Annotated in this window: 30 protein-coding genes and 5 tRNA genes; 33 read left to right on the top strand and 2 right to left on the bottom strand. The window is 27.9% G+C overall.

Annotation, left to right across the window (positions count from 1 at the left end; translation table 11 throughout):
• Window positions 1-90: 90 nt before the first annotated feature.
• From AC11VW_RS05180 to AC11VW_RS05265, 18 genes are all read left to right on the top strand, one after another.
• Window positions 91-354, top strand: coding sequence for a putative Se/S carrier protein (locus AC11VW_RS05180; protein ID WP_484300332.1), 264 nt, complete (start codon window positions 91-93; stop codon window positions 352-354).
• Window positions 355-369: 15 nt separating this feature from the next.
• Complete coding sequence (locus AC11VW_RS05185; RefSeq protein WP_484300333.1) at window positions 370-561, top strand: DUF951 domain-containing protein; 192 nt, start codon at window positions 370-372, stop codon at window positions 559-561.
• Between the two features lie 101 nt (window positions 562-662).
• Window positions 663-1,865 (top strand): aminotransferase-like domain-containing protein, encoded by a 1,203-nt coding sequence (locus AC11VW_RS05190; RefSeq protein WP_484300334.1) that lies wholly within the window; start codon window positions 663-665, stop codon window positions 1,863-1,865.
• A 288-nt stretch (window positions 1,866-2,153) separates the two neighbouring features.
• Window positions 2,154-2,432 (top strand): 30S ribosomal protein S6, encoded by a 279-nt coding sequence (rpsF, locus tag AC11VW_RS05195; protein ID WP_484300335.1) that lies wholly within the window; start codon window positions 2,154-2,156, stop codon window positions 2,430-2,432.
• A 34-nt stretch (window positions 2,433-2,466) separates the two neighbouring features.
• Window positions 2,467-2,913, top strand: coding sequence for a single-stranded DNA-binding protein (locus tag AC11VW_RS05200; RefSeq protein WP_484300336.1), 447 nt, complete (start codon window positions 2,467-2,469; stop codon window positions 2,911-2,913).
• An 18-nt stretch (window positions 2,914-2,931) separates the two neighbouring features.
• A complete protein-coding gene (rpsR, locus tag AC11VW_RS05205) occupies window positions 2,932-3,159 on the top strand; it encodes a 30S ribosomal protein S18 (RefSeq protein ID WP_484300337.1) in 228 nt (75 codons plus the stop codon).
• Between the two features lie 96 nt (window positions 3,160-3,255).
• Window positions 3,256-3,570 carry a MazG-like family protein gene (locus AC11VW_RS05210; RefSeq protein ID WP_484300338.1) on the top strand — a complete coding sequence of 105 codons (315 nt, stop codon included), beginning with the start codon at window positions 3,256-3,258 and terminating at the stop codon, window positions 3,568-3,570.
• 14 nt (window positions 3,571-3,584) lie between these two features.
• Window positions 3,585-4,544, top strand: coding sequence for a DUF2232 domain-containing protein (locus AC11VW_RS05215; RefSeq protein ID WP_484300339.1), 960 nt, complete (start codon window positions 3,585-3,587; stop codon window positions 4,542-4,544).
• Window positions 4,545-4,554: 10 nt separating this feature from the next.
• Complete coding sequence (locus AC11VW_RS05220) at window positions 4,555-6,549, top strand: DHH family phosphoesterase (protein WP_484300340.1); 1,995 nt, start codon at window positions 4,555-4,557, stop codon at window positions 6,547-6,549.
• 1 nt (window position 6,550) lies between these two features.
• A complete protein-coding gene (rplI, locus tag AC11VW_RS05225) occupies window positions 6,551-7,000 on the top strand; it encodes a 50S ribosomal protein L9 (RefSeq protein WP_484300341.1) in 450 nt (149 codons plus the stop codon).
• A gap of 23 nt (window positions 7,001-7,023) precedes the next feature.
• Window positions 7,024-8,352 carry a replicative DNA helicase gene (gene dnaB, locus AC11VW_RS05230; RefSeq protein WP_484300342.1) on the top strand — a complete coding sequence of 443 codons (1,329 nt, stop codon included), beginning with the start codon at window positions 7,024-7,026 and terminating at the stop codon, window positions 8,350-8,352.
• Window positions 8,353-8,566: 214 nt separating this feature from the next.
• Window positions 8,567-8,866 (top strand): hypothetical protein, encoded by a 300-nt coding sequence (locus tag AC11VW_RS05235; protein ID WP_484300343.1) that lies wholly within the window; start codon window positions 8,567-8,569, stop codon window positions 8,864-8,866.
• Window positions 8,867-8,953: 87 nt separating this feature from the next.
• On the top strand, window positions 8,954-10,243 hold the full coding sequence (locus AC11VW_RS05240; RefSeq protein ID WP_484300344.1) for an adenylosuccinate synthase: 1,290 nt from the start codon (window positions 8,954-8,956) through the stop codon (window positions 10,241-10,243).
• 260 nt (window positions 10,244-10,503) lie between these two features.
• Window positions 10,504-10,579: transfer RNA gene (locus AC11VW_RS05245), tRNA-Lys, on the top strand.
• Between the two features lie 5 nt (window positions 10,580-10,584).
• Window positions 10,585-10,659, top strand: a tRNA-Glu gene (locus AC11VW_RS05250).
• Window positions 10,660-10,665: 6 nt separating this feature from the next.
• Window positions 10,666-10,741: transfer RNA gene (locus AC11VW_RS05255), tRNA-Val, on the top strand.
• Window positions 10,742-10,754: 13 nt separating this feature from the next.
• A tRNA-Asp gene (locus AC11VW_RS05260) sits at window positions 10,755-10,831 on the top strand.
• A 16-nt stretch (window positions 10,832-10,847) separates the two neighbouring features.
• Window positions 10,848-10,922, top strand: a tRNA-Thr gene (locus tag AC11VW_RS05265).
• Window positions 10,923-11,001: 79 nt separating this feature from the next.
• Here the strand turns inward: AC11VW_RS05265 and AC11VW_RS05270 are convergent.
• Window positions 11,002-11,994, bottom strand: a complete 993-nt coding sequence (locus tag AC11VW_RS05270) for an ATP-binding protein (RefSeq protein ID WP_484300345.1) — start codon at window positions 11,992-11,994, stop codon at window positions 11,002-11,004.
• 8 nt (window positions 11,995-12,002) lie between these two features.
• Window positions 12,003-13,067: a DnaD domain protein gene (locus tag AC11VW_RS05275; RefSeq protein ID WP_484300346.1), complete on the bottom strand. Its 1,065-nt coding sequence runs from the start codon at window positions 13,065-13,067 to the stop codon at window positions 12,003-12,005.
• 98 nt (window positions 13,068-13,165) lie between these two features.
• Between AC11VW_RS05275 and AC11VW_RS05280 the strand changes: the two genes are divergently transcribed.
• The 15 genes from AC11VW_RS05280 to AC11VW_RS05350 all read left to right on the top strand — a co-directional run bounded on the left by AC11VW_RS05280 (window position 13,166) and on the right by AC11VW_RS05350 (window position 25,748).
• Window positions 13,166-14,635: a M1 family metallopeptidase gene (locus tag AC11VW_RS05280; RefSeq protein ID WP_484300347.1), complete on the top strand. Its 1,470-nt coding sequence runs from the start codon at window positions 13,166-13,168 to the stop codon at window positions 14,633-14,635.
• A gap of 87 nt (window positions 14,636-14,722) precedes the next feature.
• The gene (locus tag AC11VW_RS05285; protein ID WP_484300348.1) at window positions 14,723-15,517 is read left to right on the top strand and encodes an MBL fold metallo-hydrolase; all 795 of its coding nucleotides are present in this window, start codon (window positions 14,723-14,725) and stop codon (window positions 15,515-15,517) included.
• A gap of 32 nt (window positions 15,518-15,549) precedes the next feature.
• Complete coding sequence (gene rlmH / locus AC11VW_RS05290) at window positions 15,550-16,029, top strand: 23S rRNA (pseudouridine(1915)-N(3))-methyltransferase RlmH (RefSeq protein ID WP_484300349.1); 480 nt, start codon at window positions 15,550-15,552, stop codon at window positions 16,027-16,029.
• Window positions 16,030-16,258: 229 nt separating this feature from the next.
• The gene (locus AC11VW_RS05295; protein WP_484300350.1) at window positions 16,259-17,041 is read left to right on the top strand and encodes a TIR domain-containing protein; all 783 of its coding nucleotides are present in this window, start codon (window positions 16,259-16,261) and stop codon (window positions 17,039-17,041) included.
• A 117-nt stretch (window positions 17,042-17,158) separates the two neighbouring features.
• Window positions 17,159-17,644 carry a hypothetical protein gene (locus tag AC11VW_RS05300; RefSeq protein ID WP_484300351.1) on the top strand — a complete coding sequence of 162 codons (486 nt, stop codon included), beginning with the start codon at window positions 17,159-17,161 and terminating at the stop codon, window positions 17,642-17,644.
• Window positions 17,645-17,942: 298 nt separating this feature from the next.
• Entirely contained in the window at window positions 17,943-19,595 is a 1,653-nt protein-coding gene (locus AC11VW_RS05305) for an MBL fold metallo-hydrolase (protein WP_484300352.1), read from the top strand.
• 438 nt (window positions 19,596-20,033) lie between these two features.
• Window positions 20,034-20,264 carry a DUF1653 domain-containing protein gene (locus AC11VW_RS05310; RefSeq protein WP_484300353.1) on the top strand — a complete coding sequence of 77 codons (231 nt, stop codon included), beginning with the start codon at window positions 20,034-20,036 and terminating at the stop codon, window positions 20,262-20,264.
• 51 nt (window positions 20,265-20,315) lie between these two features.
• Window positions 20,316-20,954, top strand: a complete 639-nt coding sequence (gene dcd, locus AC11VW_RS05315) for a dCTP deaminase (protein WP_484300354.1) — start codon at window positions 20,316-20,318, stop codon at window positions 20,952-20,954.
• A gap of 12 nt (window positions 20,955-20,966) precedes the next feature.
• Window positions 20,967-21,422: a hypothetical protein gene (locus AC11VW_RS05320; protein WP_484300355.1), complete on the top strand. Its 456-nt coding sequence runs from the start codon at window positions 20,967-20,969 to the stop codon at window positions 21,420-21,422.
• Between the two features lie 345 nt (window positions 21,423-21,767).
• Complete coding sequence (locus tag AC11VW_RS05325) at window positions 21,768-21,992, top strand: hypothetical protein (RefSeq protein WP_484300356.1); 225 nt, start codon at window positions 21,768-21,770, stop codon at window positions 21,990-21,992.
• Between the two features lie 193 nt (window positions 21,993-22,185).
• A complete protein-coding gene (locus AC11VW_RS05330; protein WP_484300357.1) occupies window positions 22,186-22,809 on the top strand; it encodes a hypothetical protein in 624 nt (207 codons plus the stop codon).
• A gap of 4 nt (window positions 22,810-22,813) precedes the next feature.
• Entirely contained in the window at window positions 22,814-23,530 is a 717-nt protein-coding gene (locus tag AC11VW_RS05335; RefSeq protein WP_484300358.1) for a hypothetical protein, read from the top strand.
• A gap of 89 nt (window positions 23,531-23,619) precedes the next feature.
• Window positions 23,620-24,474, top strand: coding sequence for an AAA family ATPase (locus tag AC11VW_RS05340; RefSeq protein ID WP_484300359.1), 855 nt, complete (start codon window positions 23,620-23,622; stop codon window positions 24,472-24,474).
• Between the two features lie 577 nt (window positions 24,475-25,051).
• Window positions 25,052-25,459 carry a bacteriohemerythrin gene (locus AC11VW_RS05345; RefSeq protein WP_484300360.1) on the top strand — a complete coding sequence of 136 codons (408 nt, stop codon included), beginning with the start codon at window positions 25,052-25,054 and terminating at the stop codon, window positions 25,457-25,459.
• A gap of 145 nt (window positions 25,460-25,604) precedes the next feature.
• On the top strand, window positions 25,605-25,748 hold the full coding sequence (locus AC11VW_RS05350; RefSeq protein ID WP_484300361.1) for a hypothetical protein: 144 nt from the start codon (window positions 25,605-25,607) through the stop codon (window positions 25,746-25,748).
• Window positions 25,749-25,906: the final 158 nt, after the last annotated feature.

Here is a 25,906-nt window from a genome sequence, read left to right on the forward strand (position 1 = left end):
AACATATAGATTATATTATTTACTTAAAAGCTGATAAATCTATTTAAGTAATATATTACGAAAATAAGAAATTAGAAAGAGGATAGAAAAATGAATGAAATGTATATAGTATCATTTAACTCAACGCATCATGCGATAAGATCAGATAAATTATTTGGAGAGAATGGAATAACCTCCACAACTTTACCAACACCAAGAGAAATAACTGCTAGTTGTGGAATATCAATTAGATTTTTATATAACGATATAAAAAATATAAAAGAAATTTTAGCAGTAAATAATATAGAATATAAGGGAATATATAATATAAATAGATTGGAAGATGGAAAAAAAGAAGTAAATCAGATAGGATAAAAGGAGTGATTTTAGATGCCTATGAATATTAATGTAGGGGATATTGTTGAACTTAAAAAACAACATGCTTGTGGTTGCAAGGAGTTTGAAATAACAAGAACAGGTATGGATATAAAAATTAAATGTACAAAATGCTTAAGAATGATTATGTTAGATAGAGCAACATTAGAAAAGAGAATAAAAAAGATAGTTAGTAAATCGAAATAGAAATAGAAAGAAAATTCAGAAAATATAAAAGTTAGTATCGAATTAGATAGAATGTTGCTATAATTAAACTAAGGAAAACAATTTCAGGGGGTGCGTTAATTATGGCTATTAAATTTGCAAGAAGAATGGAATCATTAAAGGGATCAGAAATACGTGAACTTTTAAAACTTACAGAGAATCCAGAGATTATATCTTTCGCTGGTGGATTACCAGCACCAGAATTATTTCCAGTAGAAGAAATGAAAAAAATATCAACATTAGTTTTAGAAGAATCAGGAACTGCAGCTCTTCAATACTCTACTACAGAAGGATTTCCTGCTTTAAGAGAGCATATAGCAGATAGAATGAATAAAAAGAGTAAAACTAACGTTACAAAAGATGATATATTAATAACTAATGGTTCACAACAAGGATTAGACTTTGCGGGAAAAGTCTTTTTAGATGAAGATGATGTAGTTTTATGTGAAAGTCCATCTTACTTAGGAGCATTAAATGCTTTTAAAGCTTATTCTCCTAAATTTATAGAAGTTCCAACAGATAAGCAAGGTATGATGATGGATGAATTAGAAAAAATATTAGCAACTACTGATAGAGTTAAAATGATATATGTAATACCAGATTTCCAAAACCCAACAGGAAGAACATGGCCAATGGAAAGACGTAAGCAGTTTATGGAAATAGTAAATAAATATGAAATACCAGTTATAGAAGATAATCCATACGGAGAATTAAGATTTGAGGGTGAAAGTTTACCATCTTTAAAATCAATGGATGTAAAAGACTTAGTAGTTTATTTAGGAAGTTTTTCAAAAATATTCTGCCCAGGATATAGATTAGGTTGGACGTGTGCATCTCCAGAAATATTAAGTAAATTCGTATTCGTAAAACAAGGATCAGATTTACAGGCATCAAGTATATCTCAAAGAGAAGTAAGTAAATTTATGGATATATATGATTTAGATGCACATGTTGAAAAATTAAAAGAAGTATATGGAAGACGTAGAGATCTTATGTTAAAAACTATGGCAGAGGCATTCCCAGAAGGATTAGATTACACTCATCCAGAAGGTGGATTATTTACATGGGTAGAGCTACCAAGCCATTTAGATGCAAAAGTTATAATGCAAGATTGTTTAAAAAATAATGTTGCATACGTTCCAGGTGGATCATTCTTCCCTAATGGAGGAAAAGAAAATTGCTTTAGACTTAACTATTCAACTATGACTGATGAAAAAATAGTTGAAGGTATAAATAGACTAGGGGCAGTTTTAAAACAATATATGCAAGTTGGAGTAGAAGCTTAGAATTGAATATTTATATATGTTAAAAAGGGTGGTCTAATGACCACCCTTTTTAGGAGAGATTGGGATGAAATATATTTAAATTATGGGGGCTATATAATTGTATTATTAGCTAATATAATTGAATATATACGTATTAACTTCAAAAAAAATGCAATAATACAACAAGAGATGCAAAATCAAATTGACATTTATACATAGTAATGATAGAATGTGTAAGTATGAGATTTGAATCTCATTATCTCTGCTCTACTTAGTAGAGCCGTTAAGTCCAAAGGGAGGTGAAAAATAATGAGAAATTATGAATTAGTTTTCGTAGTAAAGCCAAACGCTGATGAAGAAGCAAGAGAAGCTGTACTTAACAAAGTTAAGGAAGTTGTTGCTACTGAAGGTGAAGTTGTTAAAGTTGACGTATGGGGAACTAGAAAATTAGCTTATCCAATAGCTAAGTTCAACGAAGGTCACTACGTATTAGTTAACTTTAAAGCTGGTGTAGAAGTTCCTAAAGAAATAGATAGAAACTTAAAGATAAATGAAAACGTAATAAGACACATGATAGTTGTTGCTTAATAACTAGTTTTATTATGTAAAAGGCGGTGTTATTATGAACCATGTTGTATTAGTGGGTAGATTAACAAGGGATCCCGAGTTAAGATACATCGCAGGAAGTGGAACTCCTGTTGCAAACTTCGCAATAGCTGTTGATAGAGAGTTTTCAGGTAAAGATGGGAAAAAAGAAACGGATTTTATAGATATACAAGTTTGGGGCAAATCTGCAGAGAATTGCGCTAACTATATAGGTAAAGGAAGTCTTGTAGCTATACAAGGTTCTATAAGAATCGATAGTTACCAAAATCAAGCTGGAGAAACTAGAAGAGCTACTAGAGTTAATGCTAATAGAGTACAATTCCTAGATACTAAAAATAAATCTGAAAGTTCATATAAAGGGAATCATCAAGGTTTCGAACCGAATTTTGAGCCTAGTTTTGAACCAAAAGGATTAGATCCTCAAGGTTTCCAAGCAATAGATGATGATGATATCCCATTCTAAAAAAGGAGGAAAATTACTATGATAAACAAAAAGAGACGTAAAAAGAAAAGAGTTTGTCAATTCTGTGCTTCTAAAGATGCTAGAATAGATTATAAAAACACTCAAAGATTATCAAAGTACGTAACTGAAAGAGGTAAGATATTACCAAGAAGAATCTCTGGAGTTTGTGCTAAGCACCAAAGAGAAGTAACAGTTGCAATAAAAAGAGCTAGAAACATAGCGCTTTTACCATATACATTAGATTAAGAAAAGGACGAGCCCTATGGCTCGTTTTTTTGTTTATCTAGTTAAATATACTATGATTTATGTTATAATGTTTATATATTAAGGAGGGGGGCAACTGTGAGATTAGATAAGGGTTCCGATGTAACAAGAAATGTTAAAATAATGGAATGGATGAAGACAGAGTTGCTAATGAGTTTAGGGGATTTGTTTAATCTGATTTTAAAAGGTGTAAAACCTTTAGATGAAGCACTTCAAGATACTTTAGCGAATATAATAATGATAACGTATCTTTTAGCAAAAAGATTGGGGATAAGTTTTACAGAAATAGATTATAAGGTAAAAGAAAAGATAAAACTAGGGATAAGCGAAGACCATAGTGTTGAAAGATGGTATGGTGATTTATCAGAATTAAAAAAACATATGGACCAATAAGGAGTGAGCCTAGATTGAATAACAAAGTAAAACTATCTCAAGCATCAATGATAGTTACACTAGGGATATTATTAGCTTTAATAACAGCATATGTTCCGATGCTAAGTATATTGAGCCTAGTAATACCAGTTCCTTATGCAATAATAGGTACTCTAACTAACAATAAGTATTCAGTATTATCTTTGATATTAACGTTTTTTGTACTTATGTTTAGTGTTAACCCCATATATTCAATTAGCATATGTATAATTAGTGCCTTACCAGGCATAGTTATAGGAAGCGTAGCTAGAGAAAATATGAAGTCAGATCAATCTAATAAGTTTGAGCCTATATATATGGGAACAATTGCAGTGGTAATATCTATTATTATTTTCTATTTAGTATCTAATTTAGTTTTAGGAACCAATGTACTAGAAAATTTTATGAACATGATAAGAGAAACTATGAGCAGCTCGCAGGTAGAAATTTTACAAACTGCAGGACTTAGTTTAGGAGAAGGTATGAGAGTAGAAGATTTTATAGATTTTGCTTCTAATATGCTTCCAACAATATTATTTTTAAACGGTATGATAGTAGCATTTATTACATATTCTCTAGAGGTATTTATTTTAAAAAGAATAAAAATATCAAATTTAGAAAAACCTAAATTTGTAGATTTTTATTTACCTGGAAATGCTATTACAGCATCATTTATGTTATATATGCTAGTTTTACTTATAGATATTATAGGGATAAAACTTCATACAGATTTAATAATGATGAACCTACAACTAGTATTTAGCTTTATGTTTATGATTCAAGGAATGTCAGTTTCTATATACTACGTTAAAAAATGGTTTGAGAAAAACGAAGTTAGAAAAATATTTATATCAGGGATTATCTTGTGTATATTTGGATTTATGGGAATATCTTTTGTGGGAATGTTAGATAGTATAATTGACTTTAGAAAGGTAAGAAGTTATAAATCCACGTAGGAGGGTAGAAATGAGGAATAAACTAACCTTTAAAATAAATATGCCAGAAACAAATTTATACATATTAATTATAGGTATAGCCAGTACAGTATTACTTTTTTATAATTTTTATGTAGGGTGTTTATTTTTCTTTATTTTTTTATATATAGTTTCTCAAAATTGGAGATTAACTAATATCAGAAGAAAAGAGTGGACTAATTATATTCAAAATTTATCTTTAGATATAGATGAAACAACAAAAAAAGCGATAATGAATCTTCCAATACCTTTGTGTATACTTGAATTTGATGGAAGTATATCATGGTATAACAATAAATTTCATCAGATGACGGAACAAACAGAGTTATTAGGTGTAAATATTGATGATATTGTAAAAAATCTAAATCTTAGAAAAGTATTGAATGAAAATAAAGAGATGTATACAGAAATAAATTATAAAGATAGAGAATATACTATAGTTTATAATGTTATAAAAAATGATCAAGAAAAAGGCGCTAAATATTTAATGATGCTATACTGGCTAGATAGAACAGAATATCTAGATTTAGAAAAAAGATATAATGATGAAAAGAACGCAATGATATTAATACAGGTTGATGGATATGATGATGTATTAAAAAGTGCAGAGGAAGAAAAAAGACCTTTGATAAATGTAGAAATAGAAAAAATATTAACTTCTCTAGAAATAAACTCAAAAGGTGGCTTAAAGAGGACATCAAAGGATAAATTTTTCCTTGTAGCAGACAAAAAAGAGTTAAAAAAGCTAGAAAGAGAAAAATTTTCTATATTAGACAAAGTAAGAAATATTGACTATGGAAATAATCTTCCTGTAACAATAAGTATGGGGATTGGTATAGATGGAGATACAATAAATGAGAACTTAAAGCTTGCCTCGGGAGCTCTTGACTTAGCACTAGGTAGAGGTGGAGATCAAGCTGTTGTAAAAACTAAAGATAAGTTTGTTTTCTATGGTGGAAAATCAAAGGCAGTAGAAAAGACTACTAAAGTAAAATCAAGACTTATAGGCCATGCTCTAAGAGAAGTTATATTAGAAAGCGACCATGTATATATAATGGGACATAAATACCCAGATATGGATGCTATGGGGTCTGCAGTAGGAATATATGATATATGTAAATCATGTAATAAGACTGCAAATATAGTTTTAGATCATTCCAATGAATCAATAGAAGAATTTATTAAGAAATTAAAGTCTTCAGAGTATTATAAGAATATATTTATAGACCATGAAGCTGCTATAAAGAACTGTACAAAAAATACTGTAGTAGTAGTAGTAGATACTCATAGACCAAACTATACTGAATGTGAATCGTTATTAGGTATATCAGATAAGGTAGTAGTAGTAGATCACCATAGAAGAGGTGTAGAATTTATAAATGATACAGTTCTTTTATTCCATGAAATATATGTATCTTCTACCTGTGAAATGGTAACAGAACTAATTCAGTATATGGAAAATAATGTTAAAATAAATAAATTAACTGCAGAAGGATTATTAGCAGGTATAAGTCTAGATACCAAAAACTTTGCATTTAAGACCGGTGTAAGAACTTTTGAAGCGGCATCGTATCTTAAAAAAGTAGGAGCAGATACAATAGAAGTAAAGAAATTATTTAATTCAGATATAAAAGACTTTATAACTAAAGCAGAAATAATACAAAGTGCTAAAATGATTGATGAAAATATATGTTTAGCATATACTTCGACAGAAGCAGATAATATAAATATAGTAATAGCACAAGCAGCAGATGAACTATTAAGCATAAAATCAGTAGAAGCATCTTTCGTCTTAGGAAAAAAAGGTAATAAAGTGTTTATAAGTGCAAGATCATTAGGAAAAATAAATGTACACGTACTTATGGAAAAGCTAGGCGGAGGCGGGCACATAGATATGGCTGGTGCTCAATTAAAAGATATTTCACTACAGACTGCATGCTCAATGGTACAAGATATAATAGATACATGTTTGAAGGAGGAAGATTAAGATGAAAGTTATATTATTAAAGGATGTAAAAGGAACTGGTAAAAAAGGCGAAATGAAAGAAGTAAGTGATGGATATGCAAGAAACTTCTTATTAGCAAGAAAGCTAGCTGTTGTAGCTGATAATACAGCTATAAAAGAGCTACAAGAGAAAAATAAATCTCAAGAAATAAGGGCTCAAAAAGAATATGAAGCAGCAGTAGAATTAGGAAAGAAAATGGAAGAATTGAACATAGTTATTTATTCTAAATCTGGAGAAGGTGGACGATTATTTGGTTCAATAACTTCAAAAGATATAGCAGAACAAGTAAAGAAACAATATAACATAGAAGTAGATAAAAGAAAAATAACTTTAGATGAACCAATAAGAGTTCTAGGTTCAAGATTTGTAGAAATAAAAATACATCAAAAAGTAGTAACAAAAATAAGGGTTGATGTAAAAGAGAAACAATAGACAGATACTCGAGGTGATGAATAATGGAGGATATGACAAGAATTCCTCCACATAGTGTGGAATCAGAACAGTCTATATTAGGATCTGTATTACTTGATAAAGATGCTATGATAACAGTCAGCGAAACTATAAGGCCAGATGACTTTTATAAAGAAGCTCACAAAATCATGTATGAGTGTATGATAAAGTTAAGTAATAAAGGTGAACCTATAGACTTAATAACATTAACAGAAGAATTAAGAAAGCAAGGGCATCTAGATGATGTTGGAGGGATAAGTTATATAACAAGTCTTTCTACTATCGTACCAACTACATCAAATGTGAAGTATTATGCTGATATAGTAAAAGAAAAATCAGTTCTTAGAAAGCTTATAAAAGCATCTAATGACATAATAAACTTAGGGTATGATGGATCAACAAAAATAGAAGATGTTTTAGATAGAGCAGAAAAAAAAATATTTGATATATCTCAAGAAAAAACAAGTGATGATTTTAAATCTATAAATTCAGTACTAATGGATGCTTATGATATGATTGAGTATTTATATACTAATAAAACGGAAATGACAGGTATAACAACTGGATTTACAGATTTAAATAAAAAGATGAATGGTTTACAAAGAACAGACTTGATATTAATTGCAGCTCGTCCAGCAATGGGTAAGACTGCATTTTCTTTAAATCTTGTTCAAAATGCTGCATTAAAAGGTGATGCATCAGTAGCTGTATTTAGTTTAGAGATGTCCAAGGACCAGTTAGTACAACGTATGTTATCATCACAATCTAATGTTGAGCTTAAGAAATTAAAAACAGGAAAATTAGCCGAAAATGATTGGCCAAGAATAATTGATGCTATGGCAGTCTTATCTAATGCTAAAATACATATAGACGATACTCCAGGTATAAAAATATCAGAGTTAAGATCAAAATGTAGAAAATTAAAGATAGAACAAGGTTTAGATTTAATACTTATAGATTACCTTCAACTTATGGAGGGAGAAGGTAATAATGAAAGTAGACAACAAGAAATATCAAAGATATCAAGGTCTTTAAAAATAATAGCTAAAGAACTTAATTGTCCTGTAGTTGCATTATCTCAGTTATCTCGTGCTCCTGAACAAAGAGCAGACCATAGACCTATGTTGTCAGATTTAAGAGAATCTGGAGCTATAGAACAGGATGCGGATATAGTTATGTTTTTATATAGAGACGAATATTATCATCCAGACTCAGATAGAAAAAATATTGGAGAAGTAATAATAGCAAAAAATAGACATGGTGAAACTGGTGCAGTAGAATTAGTTTGGCTGGGAGAAGTTCAAAAATTTGCGGATAAGTCTAGAGATATGTAGGAAAAAAATTATCCACAAATATCCACAGAACATACTTTTGATACTCTCGAAATATGTGGATACATGTCCAAAAACATTTACAAATATTGAAAAATGAATAAATACTTATCCACACTGTCCACAGATAGCCTGTTGATAAGTATGAAAAAATGAAAAAAGCAAGCTAATAGCTTGCTTTTTGTTTATAAATATTAATTTTTATGGGGGAAAAATTATGTTGAATATAAATATAATATATATATATCCAGAAATAGTAGAAATAAACAAAGAAATAAATTTATTTAGAATAATTGATAATAATATAAAAGAAACAATAGTAATTTACGCAATAAAAGAAAATGATAGTTATAACATTTTTATGATTAATACTATGTCTGGCGAAACTAATGAAATTTGTAATGTAAGTAATATAGATGAATTGGGTATATTAATAAATAAATTTAAAATGTTAGAAAAAGAAATTATAGCTATAAATAATTTACAAGAAATAGAAAAATACATATTAAAAGCATAATTAAATTAAAAAAGTTTGAAAATATATCGAATGTTTGATAAAATGTATTGGTAAAGTGTTCGAATATCTATAATAGAGGTGAATTATATGAAAACAGTAGCAGTTGTAGGATCTCAATGGGGAGACGAAGGTAAAGGTAAGGTTATAGATTACCTTGCGACACAAGCAGACGTAGTAATAAGAGGGCAAGGTGGAAATAACGCTGGACATACATTAGTTGTAGGAGGAAAGAAATTTGCTCTACGCTTAATACCATCAGGTGTTTTAAATCCTAAAACAATAAATGTATTAGGTAATGGTATAGTATTTGATCCAGAAGGTTTCTTAGAAGAAATTAAAATGCTTAATAAAGATGATATAGATACTAGAAATATAAAAATAAGCGACAGAGCTCATGTTGTATTCCCATATCACAGAGAATTAGATGCACTAGCTGAAGAAGCTAGAGGAGATAATAAAATAGGAACTACTAAAAAAGGTATAGGTCCTTGTTACATGGATAAGACTGAGAGATCAGGAATAAGAATATGTGACTTAATGGATAAAGATATATTTGCTAGAAAGTTAAAGCCTCAAATAGAAGCTAAAAACAAGATAGTTACAAATATATATGGAAAAGAAGAAATGTTTGATTTTGAAACAATATATAATGAGTACTTAGGATATGCAGATCAAATAAGACACTATGTTGCAGATACATCTGTTATAGTTTACGATGCTATAAAAGCAGGTAAAAAAGTTTTATTTGAAGGAGCTCAAGGTACATTATTAGATTTAGATTTAGGTACATATCCGTATGTTACATCATCTCATCCAATATCAGGCGGATTTGCTGTAGGAGCTGGAGTAGGACCTAACATGATAAAAGATGTTGTAGGTATAGTGAAAGCATATACTACAAGAGTTGGAGAAGGTCCATTCGTTACTGAATTAGACAATGAAATTGGTGAAAAAATAAGAATCCAAGGACATGAGTTTGGAACAGTAACAGGTAGATCAAGAAGATGTGGTTGGTTTGATGCTGTTATAGTTAAATATGCAGCTAGAGTAAACGGATTAACTAGTATATCTTTCATGTTATTAGATGTTTTAAGTGGATTTGATAAGATAAATATATGTACAGCTTACAAAATGGGAGACAAAATAATAACAGATTTCCCAGCTTCATTAGAAGACTTAGCAAAATGTGAGCCTGTATATGAAGAATTAGATGGATGGAATGAAGATATAACTTCAGTAGAAAAATTCGAAGACCTTCCAGAAAATGCTAAGAAATATGTAGATAGAATAGAAAAATTAATTGATGTAAGTATAGATATGGTTTCAGTTGGTCCAAACAGAACACAAACTATAATTAGAAAAAATATATTTGGATAATAATTAAGTGTAGTGAGAGAAATCTTGCTACATTTTTTTAAATAAAATAGTTTTTATAATTAAAATCATAAAAAAATAAAAGAAAATTAACTTATATATAATACCCAAATTTCAACGTTTTAAGTATGTTTTTGTAAAAAAATATAAAAATTGTAAAAAAAATATCAAAAAAGTGTTGACCAAAATACAATAACCTAATATAATAATATTTGTAAGCGAGCGAGAAATCGCGAAACAAGTCGAAAGACAAACATAAAGATGATCTATTAGCTCAGTCGGTAGAGCACCTGACTTTTAATCAGGGTGTCCCGCGTTCGAGTCGCGGATGGATCACCATTTATGGCCCATTGGTCAAGCGGTCAAGACACCGCCCTTTCACGGCGGTAACAGGGGTTCGATTCCCCTATGGGTCACCAATTCCCGGGACTATAGCTCAGCTGGGAGAGCACCTGCCTTACAAGCAGGGGGTCACAGGTTCGAGCCCTGTTAGTCCCACCATTTACGTATATGCGGCCTGGTAGTTCAGTTGGTTAGAATGCCAGCCTGTCACGCTGGAGGTCGAGGGTTCGAGCCCCTTCCAGGTCGCCAATTAAATGTTTAACATGCTAGTGTGGCTCAACGGTAGAGCAGCTGACTTGTAATCAGCAGGTTGTAGGTTCGATTCCTATCACTAGCTCCAATCAAACTCTTAGTGTAACTAAGAGTTTTTTTATGTTTAAATTTATAATAAAAAAAGTAGAAGATATTAATAATATCTTCTACTTTATTTTTTGAGCCCATCTCAAATCTTGGCCTATAAATTTTACCATTCTAAATCTATCAAAGATTCTTGAAAATATTCTTTGTGTATAAGTTTCACCTAACTGTGAAGGATTTAAGTTTGTAGAAATTATTGTTTTCTTTCCATTTAATAATCTAGTGTTTAATATATTGAATAATTCACTATTTGTAAATGAATTGGCTAACTCAGTACCTAAATCATCAATAATTAGTAAATCACAATCAAAGATATTATTATAATTATCTTTACTTATATGCTCGTCAGCATTTTTGAATTTATAGTCTTCTATGATTTCAAACATTTTAAATGCTGTTTGATAGATAACAATATGTCCTTTATCTAAAATTTCTTTAGCGATACAATTGGACATGAATGTTTTTCCTAAACCTGTATCACCATAAAATAAAAGATTTTCATTATTATCAATTTCAAAATTTTTAACAAAATCATCACATATATTAAAAGTTTCACTAATGTTTTCACTAGGAGAAATATTAGAACCTTCAACTCTCTCTGATGAAAATAAAGAACCATCAAAATTAGAAAAATTTTGAGTATTGAGCATTCTAGATAAGTTAGACATTTTATATGCTTCATTTACTATTTCTTGCTTAAGACAATTACATTTTTGTCCACTTTTTAAAAATCCTTTATCTTTACATGAATTACAATTATACTTAATCTCTAGATAACCATCTGGTACATTATACTTATTTAATAAATAATCTTTTTTTTCTTTGAGTTTATCTATTTTATTTTTTGCATCAATTAAAATAGAATCTTTATCCTTAGGATTTAGAAGAACTAGTTTTGTAAGACTCAATCCTAATTTAGATATTTCATCATCTATATCTTTAATTTCAGGAATCTTAGAATAAACTTTTTTTTGCCTGTCTTCTAATTGCAACTCTGCAAAATCTCTTCTTTTATCATATGATCTTAGTATCTCTCTTAATGTTACTTCCTTCATTTAATCACCTACTTAAATTTATCTCTTTGACTTTCTTGAAGAATTTTTTCAAGTTCATCAGGACTATATTTGTTAAATGTTTGGTTTATATTATGGAATCTAGTTTTAACAGTTGGAATAGATGATTTATTATTACTAGTAGAATTTGATTTTTTATCTTCAGTTTTCTTTTTCTTATATTCTTCTTCAAATAATTTTAACTCATCTAAGTTTTTAACATTTTTATCATTCCACTTTCTAATAACACCATTTATAAATGTAATAGAAGGATTTGATACATTTTTTGCTTTAGAACATGCTTCAAGTATCAATTCTATATCCATATTATACTCATCTAACCAAGTATCTATAGTGCGTTTTTCAGGATTAGATGGTTGTCTATAAAAACCTAATTCATTAAATATAGTTTTATATAGATTATATCGTTCACTTCTTAGAGCAAAGCTATCCTTAACATCTTGAATACTGTGAAGATTAGAATCATACCAATTTCTAATTACACCTTCAACGTATTTAACTGGCTTAGATGAACCCGTTGAATCTTTTATATATTGATAAGCATAAATCATTAAATCATAAGTTACATTGTATTTTTCCATTATACTCATTATAGCAGTGCTTTCGCTTGGCTCCAAATATCTACCTACTATTTTACTTATAGAGGAGAACATTCTGCTCATACTTGGATTTTCAGCAGTAGAAGCAATTCTATCTGAATTAGATTTTATTGAAGATGTATTAATTAATATATTTTCAGTACATAATTTTTCTAAATCTAAAAATTCTATTGAATAATCAAAATCATTAGACCCTTCATTTTTATGCATTTTAATCAATCCTTTACCTTCCCAAAATTTCCACGCAGATATTACATCAGAAAGAGGAATATTTAAATCTCTAGCAATTGAATTATTATCATATTTAAGGTTATTATTTCGGTCACAAACTATTCTATATGCTAATAGATAAACTTTCACGTATAACCCGTCCGCCATGGGCATAAATATATCTATAAAGATATTTGCAATAGTAGTTTCGCCTAAGTCAACTTCATTAACTTCTTTGAAAAACATCTTATCACCTCATTTTAAATTATATCATAAAAAACATTATAAATTTATCTTGTAGAAAAAAATTCAAATTATTCATATTAAATGGGAGGAGGGGTAATTTGGTAATAAACTTTAACAAAAAAATAAGAAAAATACTATTAATAGTATTTATATTTATTCTATTGATAGGAGGTGGAATATATTTATATAAGAGTGAAAATGGTGTACAAACTTTAAAGGTTAATGATGAAAAAAGTATCAATAGATATACTATGGATGTAATTTTTGATGACGAGAGTAAGCGTTTAATGTGTAACCAAAATATAGAATATGTAAATAACACGAAAACTGATCTAGATAAAATATATTTACATATATATCCAAATGCATATTCTAAAAAGGAATTTGCTCCTTTTGAAAAAGAAGAAATGAAACAAGCATACCCAAATGGTTTTAATGAAGGGTACATAGATTTAAAAAATATTTTAAATAATGATAAGAAATTAGAATACAAGATAAAAGGTGATAAAAATGACTTGCTAGAAATAAAGTTAGGTAAACAATTAAATCCAGGGGACAAAATATCAATAGACATGAAATATAATGTAAAAATGCCTAACTCAGAGGGACGATTTGGATATGGAAAAAATACTATAAACATAACTAACTGGTTTCCTATAGCATGTGTTAATGATGACAGAGGATGGAACTTAAAAGGTTATGAAGCAGTAGGAGATCCTTTCTATAGCGAAACTAGTGATTTTTATGTGAAAATATTAATTCCTCAAAAGTATAAAATGGGTTGTACAGGAAACATAGTTAATGAAAAATCAGATGATGAAAAAATACTGTATGAGATTGAGGCAAAAAAAGTTAGAGATTTTGCTTTTATATTAAGTACTAAATTTGGCATAAATAAAGATACTTATAAAGGGATATCTATTAATACATATAATTTAAATGAAAAACTTTCAAGTGACGCTACTAAAATGGCTAAGGATTCTGTTAGAATTTTTAGTAAATTATTTGGTCAATATCCATATAATACATATTCTGTCGTGGCTAGTGATTTTTATATAGGGGGTATGGAATATCCCACATTAGTTATGATAGATCAGAGTTTATATACTGAGAAGAATAAATTTTTACTTGAATATGTAATAGCCCATGAAACTGCGCATCAATGGTGGTATTCAGTAATAGGAAATGATGAGATAAGTGAACCATGGCTAGATGAGGCACTTACTGAATATTCTACAGTATTATACTTTGAAGAGAAGTATGGAAAAGAAGTTGGAGATAAATTAATTAAAACTATGGAAATTCAAACTAAGAACCATTCTAGTGAAAATATATTCAAGCCAACAACTAAGTACAGAAATTCTACAGACTATAGTTTAAATGTGTATACTAAAGGAGCAGTAGCTTTTAATGAAGTAAGAAAAGAAGTTGGAGATGAGGTGTTCTTCAATACATTAAAAGAGTATTATAGTACATATATGTATGAGAATGTAAATGGAGCAAAGTTTGTAGAGTTGTGGAATAGTAAAGGTGTAGATATAGATAAAATAATAAGAGAATATAAGTAAATATTAACCAGAGCATTAAATTTTTATTTAATGCTCTGGTTTTTTGGTATAATATATCTTATGATTATAAAAAAACGAGGTGACCAAATGCTAAAATATTGCTCAATCGGAAGCGGAAGTAGTGGGAACTGTCATTATGTAGGATATAAGGACACATCTATATTAGTTGATGCAGGTCTTAGTGGCAAGAGAATAACAACTGGACTTAACGATATAGAGGTAGATATAGATAAAGTAAAAGGAATATTCATAACGCATGAACATTCAGACCATATAAAGGGCGCAGGAATACTATCTAGGAAACTTGATGTACCTATATTTGCTAATATAAAAACATGGTGTGCTATGAAAGATAAGCTGGGTGATATTAAAGATCATAATATGAAAGTATTTGAAAATGATAAGACATATTCAATAGGCGATATAGTAATAAGACCTTTTTCAATATCTCATGATGCATCGGACGCAGTAGGATACAATTTCTATGCAGATACTGAAAAAATGTCTATAGCTACAGACATAGGGAATATAACAGATAATATAAAAAGACATTTATATAAATCTAAGTTAGTTGTATTAGAATCAAATTATGATCCCAATATGCTTATGATGGGATCTTACCCATATGCTTTAAAGAGGAGGGTAATGTCTGATGAAGGGCATTTATCAAATGAAGATGCAGCTAATTTTTGTGTTGAGCTTATAAAGGAAGGTACGGAAAGAATTTTATTAGCTCATTTGAGTAAAGAAAATAATTTTCCAGAGTTAGCATATGAGACATCTAAGGGAATACTAAGTCAAAATGATATAATAGTTGGACAAGATGTTAAGCTAGATGTTTTATCAAGAGATGAAATATCAGATATTTACAATATCAGATAACATTATAATGGAACGGATTAAGGAGACAAAATATGAATATAACGGTTATTAGTGTAGGTAAACTAAAGGAGAAGTATTTGAAGTTAGGAATAGATGAATTTTCGAAGAGATTATCTAAGTATTGTAAGTTGGATTTGATAGAGTTAGATGATGAAAAATGTCCTGAGAATTTAAGTCCTAAAGATATGTTAATAGTAAAGGATAAAGAAGGGAAGAAGATACTTAGTAAGATTAAGCATAATAGTTATGTTATTGCTTTAGCTATAGATGGTAAAAATTTATCTTCTGAGGAATTAGCAGACACTATTAGCAAGTTAGGTGTTAGAGGGCATAGTCATATAACTTTTGTTATAGGTGGGTCGCTAGGTCTTTCTGATGAGGTATTAAGTAGATCGGATTATAAGTTATCTTTTTCTAAGATGACATTTCCACATCAGATGATGAAGTTGATACTTTTAGAGCAAGTTTATAGAGCGTTTAGAATAAATAACAATGAACCGTATCACAAGTAAGTGAGCACGTTTTGTATATGAAAATTTTTATTTAGATAGTTTTAATTTAATATATATTATTTAAAATAGGGATAATATTGACGAATAAGTTGATTTATCCTTATTTTTATTTAGAATCAGGAGATAGGCATTATTCTGTGTTTTTACATACTTGTGCTTAATTGTTCTTATTTAAAATTTGTTATATAATAAATCTACAATTATTTAGTACTGTAGGGAGGAGTATTCTGTGGATATATTAAAAAAATTAAGGTTAGAGATTGATGGCATTAGAGGTAGTATAGAGGAATATACAAGTGATAGCTATATTATTAATATTTTACAAAAATTGAAGGAAGCAATAAATAATGGCGAAACAACAGATATTAGATACACCTTGAACAAATTAGGGGAATGGTACTCAGAAAATCAAAGGTATATACAAGATAATGAGTTTGTTACAAATAGTAGGATTCATATAAAGATAGAAAAAGATATTCAGATATATTTGAAAGAAATAAATGATTATGAAGAAACAAGTTATATAAATACTAATAGAGGCAAAGGGATGGAATTAGATATAGATAAGAATAAGGTATTTATAGTTCATGGACATGACAGTGAAGCTAAAACAGAAGTTGCTCGATTTGTAGAGAGGTTAGGGTTTGAAGCAATTATACTTCATGAACAAGCTAGTTCCGGAAATACAATAATTGAAAAGATAGAAGAGTATTCAAATGTTGGATTTGGAATAGCTATATATACACCTTGTGATGTTGGTAACAGTGTAGGTAATAAAGAAAAATTGAATTCAAGGGCAAGACAAAATGTTGTATTTGAACATGGATATTTAATAGGTAAAATAGGTAGAAAAAATGTATGTGCATTAGTAAAAGATAATATTGAGACTCCAAATGATATATCAGGAGTAGTCTATATAAATATGGATAGTAATAAAGCATGGCAAACACATATATTAAAAGAGATGAAAAAGCAAGGATATCAGATTGATGCAAATGTTTTATTTAATTAATATTAATTAATAACTATAAATGTTAAGTTTGAAGTTTTATATTTGACTTATGTAAAACAAACAGATTTAAATATAATTAAAAAATTCAATACATAGTAAAAGAAGTGGGGGAGCTATATGGATAAAGAATCACTTAATCTAATAACAAACATGCAGATAACTTTAAATGAGTTAGCAGCAAAAGGAACAACAACAGCTGTTCATAGCAAGATACAATCAGTAAAACTAGAAAAAAATATGGAAATAGTTAGAAACACATATGATGAAATCATAAATCAGATTTTATCTGAAAGAGAAGAAGCTGTAACGATAGCTCAGGCTTACAAAGAGGAGCTTGATAAAGTAGTAATTAGTGATGAAGATATTAATCATTTACATAACACTGTATCTAAAATACTAGAGATATTAAAACTAATGACTCCTGATAATAAAAATCTAGACAGCGTAGAACAATTGAAAGAATTGATAAGTATCGATACTTTAAAAACTATGCAATTATTAGGATTTAATTATAAAAGAGCAATAGGAGAACCTCTTACTAGTTTGTGTTCTGATGCCATATTAAATTTAGGTTCAAAAGGCAAGCCAACAAAGAAAAAATAAAAACGTGCTCCGTAGAGTACGGTACGGAGAACCGTATCATAAGTAACGGAGCGTGTTCATTATATATGTATAAAGGTATAGAATGAAAGAGCATTCTATAACTTTTATAAATTTGATTTTTTTCCAGTTATATGCTTATTAATTAAAAAAGTGTAGACATATTTAATCATATAAAAAACTTACTTTTTATGATATTTTGATTATAATAAAAATTTAGGATAAAAATTCTATTATGTTATACTTATAAATATAATGAAAAGAATGTAAATTTTAATTATAGAAAGGCGAATATATCATAATGATGAAAAGAAGGGCAAAAGAAGGAGCGTATTTACTAGCTTTTTTTGTAGAAAATTCTAGAAAATATAAAGAAGGTTCTTTTGAAAAAATAGTAGATATGATTGTTGAGGTAACAGATACTGAAAAAGCAGAGTTTATGGAAAATTATAGTCGTTATTTAGCTTTTTTACAGGGGAAAATAGAATGGTACGAATTAAAAAGTCAATTAAATAATGTTTTATCATATTTTATAAGAATTAATAATTATGAAAAAAATAAGTATTCAGAAGAATATTTTAAACAAATTGAAAATGAATATTATCAAATAAAAAATCGTAATGAAGAATATCTTTTAAGTGGTAGAAAGTTTGCTAGAATTTATGATTTTGAATTAAATGAAAATGAGAAAGTAATGTTTCATATGTCTATAGTAACTGAGCATATTATGAAATATGACAGTATTATGTTTAATACAGATGAAACAAATAATTATAAACAAAATCACTATAAGCCTTATTTTGTTGAATTTAGTACTGATTATATTGACTTGAATTATTTTGAAATTTTAGGTTTAAATCCACAATCCAATTATGATAAATGGATAGAAATAGAATTTTTAGAAGATAAAAAAGTGTCAGATAAGAAATACATAACAGGTATATTTACTTTTAGTGCAAGTCCATTAAAAATTGATAGAAAAAAGATAGAAATAATTAATGTAGATATTCCTGAATATGTAAAAAATTTCAATAAATTATATTTAGAAAAAGTAAAAAAGTATATGTTTGATAACAAAAAAAGAGGTTCTTTGAGTAAAGAACTGGATAAAATATTTCCTAAATCGTACAAAGAGTGTGAAATTACCATATTTAATGTTGGACAAGGAAGTCTTAATCTAATTGAAATGGATGATAAAAAAATTTTGTTTGATGTAGGAGATTCAAAGTGTAAGGGAGAAGATATAGAAATAAAGAATAAAGAAAAAGCTGATAAGTTAATTAAGAAAATTAATCCTGATTGTGTAATACTATCTCACTGGGATTTGGATCATATTCTTGGAATTGCAAAAATGACAGATAAGATATTTGAATCTTATTGGATAGTACCAGATATAGTTGTAGAAAAAGGGTTTTCAGATAGTACGAAAAGACTTATATGTTTTTTAGCATGGTACAATAAAACAAAGCTAATTTCAGTTTGCAGTAAAGATGATGATATGAATAATACAATTATTTTTTCAAATAATGTTTTTGAGCTAGGTAAGGGAACAGGAAAGACGTATTCTTCAAAAACATCACATTATCTTTGTGATAAGATTAATAGTTTGAACTTTCAAAATAACTTTGGGCTAGTGCTAAAAGTAAAAGGCAGAAAAGAACATACCATTTTCGCTGGAGATTGTGAGTATAAAGCCTTTCCTAAAAATTTCATGACACAATACCCTGATTATTTAGTTGCTCCACATCACGGTTCAAAAATGGATTTTAATATAAGAATTAACAATTCAAAAGGAAAATTAGCCTTTATATCATCTGGTAAAAATGATTACAAATGCAAACATTCAAAAGTCTGTAATTCACATCCTCATATTTGCCATATAAGATTTCTGGAAGAACTTGGATATAGCGTATATAAAACAGCGCTTACAAGTTACTATACCTTTAAATTATAGTGAAATATAGCCGACAGTTACAAATATGATTCAAAAAGGTAGTTTATTTCTCTCTAATATTTAGAATAAACTTAATTCTCTAAAGATTTACAGCTAGTTATATAGATATGATATCAAGCGTAGCAAAATTAGGCTAAATTTAAAATATTCTCCTATGGTTATGTTACGTAGAACCGTATCACAAGTAAGGGAGCTTGGTTTAAGTATATAGAAATGAAGGATAATTAAAAAATAATTATCCTTTATTTTATTATATGGATTATCTCTATACCAGAATTAAGGTATAAATATGGTGAAATATAGCGGTAAGCGTGCAATTGAGCAAAAATAAAATGATATCAATTAGTTGAATAATATTTAAATTAGCAATACTATATATTATAATAGAAGTTTAAGTATAGTAATTTATTTTAAGTTATATAGATGAGGAGTGATAATATGAATATTCAGATACAAAGACCATATAGACATTTTAAAGGTAAATTGTATTATGTACATCATATTGTAAGGCATACAGAAACAGATGAAACACTAGTATCATATCAAGCTCTATATCCACCATATGGAATGTACGTAAGATCTATAGAAATGTTTTTAGATAAAATAGATGATCAAAGACCGGATAACACTACTAAACAAAAATATAGGTTTGAATTATATGAAGGATAATTTAGCTGTTTTTATAAACAGGATTAAAAATTTAAAAGGGAGATATGCAGAATGTTAGTATATGATCAAATACTAGATAGGATAAATAATTATGTTAAATATGCACATGCATATGAAAGTGGAAAACCTAAACAATTAATCGAGAAATTTAATATTAATAACTTACAATCAGTTTCATATGACGTTAGCATGGGCGATAAAATTAGAAGGTTTAAGGATGATATTAAAACTATAAATTTAGGTATAGAGTCAGATGTAGATAATTTATTTGAAGAAGTAGAAATATCTAAAGGATATAAACTAAAACCAGGAGAGTATGTACTAGTTAGATTAAATGAGAAAGTAAATATGCCGAATGATTTAGCTGCTCATATAAGACCAAGAACAACTTTTAACAAATTAGGGCTTATAATAACTTCTCAACATATAAATCCATCTTATTCAGGTAACTTACAAATAGGTATAAAAAATGAAACACCAAATACTGTGGTTTTAGTACCAGAATTGGTAATAGGTCAGATTGTATTTGATACATTAGATGGTGATATTAGGGAAGATATGTTATATAAGAATAAAGAAAGTTCAAAATATCATGGTGAAAATGAGTTTATAGGGTCAAAAATTTACGATGAAGCTTCAGTGATAAAGGCTAATAAAATACTGAATGACATTTTTGATAATTTAAAGTAATGGGGGCTTGTTGTGCAAGTAAATCAATTAAAAGATAAAATAGATGTGAAAAAAAGCATATTATATAATGAAGTTATAGATATGTATACAAATTCAAAAATGAGCTTAGAAGATGAAGAGACTAGAGAAATTGTAAAAAATAGTATAGATAAAGCTATAAAAGAATTTGTTATTGAATCTGAAGTAAGTGAAATTGTAAAAAGGTCTGAAGATGAGATTGAGAAAATAGAACAAACAAGTAGAGTTAGACAAATAAAAGTAATAATCATAGAAACCTTAATTTTAGGATGTTTAGTAGGTTTGCTTGTAAATCAAGTTACAGATATAATAAGTATTCTAAAAGGTGGAAATATTGATACAAATCAAACTGTAATGTGGATATTAATTCTTTTGATTCTAAACCTGTGTTTTGGAATATTTATGTATATAAATAAGTTAGATGAAATATTTAGTAAAAAAAGTAAATAATGATGTAATAGTAATGATTAATGAAAGATGGATTGCCTAAAGAACAAGGTAATCCGTTTTTTTGCATTTGATTGGAATTAATTGTGTAAATTTAAAAATAATCATATAATAAAATCATATTGGAGAAATTGAAGGGGGGGGAGTATAGTTATAGAAAGTTTGATGATAACTGAGAATGAAGTGATATATAGCATATCAAGTGAACTAGTAAAAATGGGGTTTTAGATAATAAGTAAGTGTAATACTTTACAAAAAGGTATAGATATACATGCAACAAATAATAATATTGAAATACTGATAGAGGCAAAAGGTGGTACTACTTCAAAAAATACATCTAGAAAAGGCATGGCATTTAATAATAGTCAAGTTAATGATCATATTTCTTCAGCTATATTAAAAGCCATGCAGTTAAGACAAAAGAATAATAAAGTATATATAGGAATTGCATTACCAAATGACAAAAAACATAGGAGATTAATTGATACAATAAGGATTTCATTAAAATCATTAGGAATAGTAATGATTTGGAGTGATGGAAAAAAAGTTAAAATAGAATCAAGTATAATATAAATAAAAAATCGTGCTCCATAGAGTAAGGTACGGAGAACCATATCACAAGTAAGTGATACGGTTCATTGTTATTTATTCTAATAATTTATAAATTAGATAAAAAAGAAAAATCATTAGCGTTGCTTATATTTGTATTGAATTATATATATATGAAATTTATAATAGAGTTCAATGAAGCTAAAGGGGAATTAAGATGAGTAAATACAAGATTTTAACGGAAAAATTAAAGAAAGTTTTTGCAGGTTTTTATTTTGATGAAGAATTTGAAGATTATCCTTATATAGATTTAGACAAAACAGATAAAAAAGTTTTAGAAAAGAGATATTTTGGAGTAGATAGTTTTCCCATGCAGATGAAAGCAGAATCTGCATATGGAATCCTAGATACTTTTTGGGATTTAGATAAAGATAAGACAAGATACTTAAGACAAGAAGAGAAATTTTTAAGAGCATTGTTGCTTATAATGAGCTATAGTGATGATATAATAATATCAGATGGATATTTTTGTAATGAGCGTAAAAAGTATCTAAAAAAGGTATTGGATAAAAAGGAATTAGAATATCTTAAAAAAGTAAAAGACTCTCTATTTGATTTTAAAGAAATTGATTTTGATTATGATATTATATGTTCACTAATGAAATTAGCATTAAGGGAAAGGAATAATTTAACAGTATATATGCTAGATTTAGAGATAGCATTAGATATAAACGGTCTGTATAGTAATGTATACTTAGGGTTAAATGGGAACTTAAATATTGTAAAATATATTTGTAATGTAGAGGGATTATATATTAGAGAAAGATATTTGGAGGAGTAAAAAATTGAAAAATAAGTGGTTTACATATATAAAAATTAATGAAGAAGATAAGAAAATAAGAACTGCAGGGATTGAATTTAAAGAATTTATGAAGGGAATAAAAGGAAAACCCAATAATATTTTAATTTTAGATGGTTATCCACTAAACAGTGAAAGACATTATGATTTATCATTAGACTACATAAAAAATAGTGATTTAGAAGAGTTTTATGAAGAAGACGTCTATGGTTTTGGAGATTTTGGATGGATAGATTTTGAAAATGAAGAATGTTTAGATAATATAGACAAACTAGACTTATCTAAACTATTATATTTAAGACATAGATGGGAGCCTATTGATAATTTTTTATTTGATTGTTTAAAAAATAAATATGCTTATTTTGCACATGATGATGATTATATTACACAAGTATATATGAAAAATATTAAAGAGTATAAGGAAGTTATTAATTATAAAATATTAAAAGAATTAAAAGGCAGAAAAAAATACATAGCAGATATACAAGATGAAATTTTAGAAAAAATATATGATTTATGCAAAAAAGGGATAGTAATAGATTTTGAAGAATCATATTACTCAGGTGTTCGTATATATACTATTGGAGATGTAGCTTCATCAGATTATGTTCATGATGAACTTGATAGATGTAGAAAAAAAATTAACTTTCGAATTACCTTGGATTATGATATCAGAAAAAAAAATTGGAGTATATATGAATAAATCAAAAAAACGACCTCTCTTGGAAGTTTAACGGAGCACGGATTAAAATAGAAAAATTCTTATATATAAATATGAAAGGAAAATAAAAAATGATATATTTAAATACTTTTATATTCCCAAATGAAAATGTGGAATTTGATTTCATAATAGACGAAAAAAGAACTTGTTATGACTCGTTTTATCCATTTAAAATACTATCAAAAAATAGGTTTGAAAGAATTGATTTTGAGCCGATTACTATTTTATATGGTGGGAATGGATCAGGAAAATCAACAGCATTAAATGTAATAGCAGAAAAAACAGAAATAAATAGAGATTCTATCTACAACAAATCTAATTTTTATTCGGACTATGTTAATTTATGTGAGATGTATCTTGAAGATGAAATTCCTGAAAATAGTAGAATTATAACAAGTGATGATGTATTTGACTATATGCTAAATATTCGCAATATCAACGAGGGGATTGATCAAAAGAGAGATGAAATTTTTGAAGAATATTTAGATACCAAATATTCTAGTTTTCAAATGCATTCTATAGAAGACTATGATCAATTAAAAAAAGTAAACAATGCTAGAAGAAAAACTCAATCTAAGTTTGTACGTGAAAAATTAATGGATAATGTAAGAGAATATTCGAATGGAGAAAATGCATTTCGATACTTCGTTGAAAAAATAGGTGAAAATGGATTATATATATTAGATGAGCCTGAAAATAGTCTTTCTCCAAAACGTCAGATAGAGTTAGTTAAATTTATTGAAGATGCTACACGATTTTTGGGATGCCAATTTATTATATCAACACATTCTCCATTTATGCTTGGTATGAAATATGCTAAAATATATGATCTTGATGAAAGTCCAGTTGATGTAAAAAAATGGACAGAATTAGAAAATGTACGTACATATTATCATTTTTTTAAGGAACGCAAAGATGAATTTTAATATATATAGAATAAAAAACTTGATCATTTGGAGGTGTAACGAAGAACCGTACCACAAGTAACAGATAGTGGTTTAAAATAAACGATTATTAGTTTATTTTGAATTAAAGATTCTGGAAATATGATTGTATAAATAAAAAATGCTTAGTGCGTCAATACTAAGCATCCTTAGAACATTTATTTTGATTTATGGCTATCGGATTAAGTAAATAAAAACTAAATTTGAGAAATTAGCACTAATCTTTGCGAGATGGAGTGCTTTTTTCTTTGAATTTAGTGAAAAATTTACAAATAGCCCAGAGAGATAAATTAAATATTTTAACATGAAAATTCAATGTTTGATTATAGGAGTAAAGGGTATTTATATATAAGTAGATTTGTAGTTGTAGGGAAAGATTAGATAAATAAAGGAGTAGAAGTAGGAAATGCCATCCTTTGGAATTGTAACGAAGAACAGCACAACAAGTAACGGAGTGTAGTTTTATATATTAAAATTGACTTTAGTGCAATAGGATGGTATTATTTTTAGTAATATTTACAAAATACTTTGATAGGGATACATTTTAGGAGGATAAAAAATGGCATATAAATGGTCTAATGATTTACAAACAGGTAACATACAAATTGATACAGAACATAAAGAATTAATACAAGCAATCAATAATTTGTTGGAAGCTTGTACTGGGGGTAAGGGTAGAGCTGAAATAGAAAAAACAGTAAACTTTTTATCTTCTTATACAAAAACTCATTTTAGACATGAAGAAGTTTTACAAAATAAATACAACTACCCTGATTACAATAATCATAAAAAGTACCATCAAAGTTTTATAGATGCTGTTGAAATTATACGTGAAAAACTTTTAGCAAATGGTCCAAGTATTGTGTTAGTTGGTGAAGTTAATTCTAAAGTTGGAAACTGGATAATTAATCATATAAAGAGAGAAGATGTTAAGGTGGCAGAACATATAAGAAATAATACTAAATAATTTAAGAAAAATACATATGATAGAAATATAAATAAAATAAACTTCAGATGGAAAGTATGTTGAACCGTATCACAAGAGAGTGATGCGGTTTTTTATTTTATTTCAATTAATAAATTTAAGGGCTCTTACAGAAGGAAAAATATAAATGACAATTAACGAAAAAAATTTTATAGAGTATGATTTACTTAAGAAATCAAGTATTTGTAGGATTATAATTTCTATATTATTTATAATATGGTGGGTTATAGAATACCCAAAACAACAGATAAATTTGATAAAGAGAATATAACAGTATTTGAAGAATTAATATAAAAGATTATATAAAGAAAAAGTTTATGGATATTTTAGTATTCCAAAGGCTAATTAATAGAAATTTAAAATGAAAATTATACTACTATTTTGCAAGATATATGTCGATGTATTGTAAAATAGTAAAAATAATCATAT

It is taken from the genome of Romboutsia sp. (genome assembly GCF_056995035.1).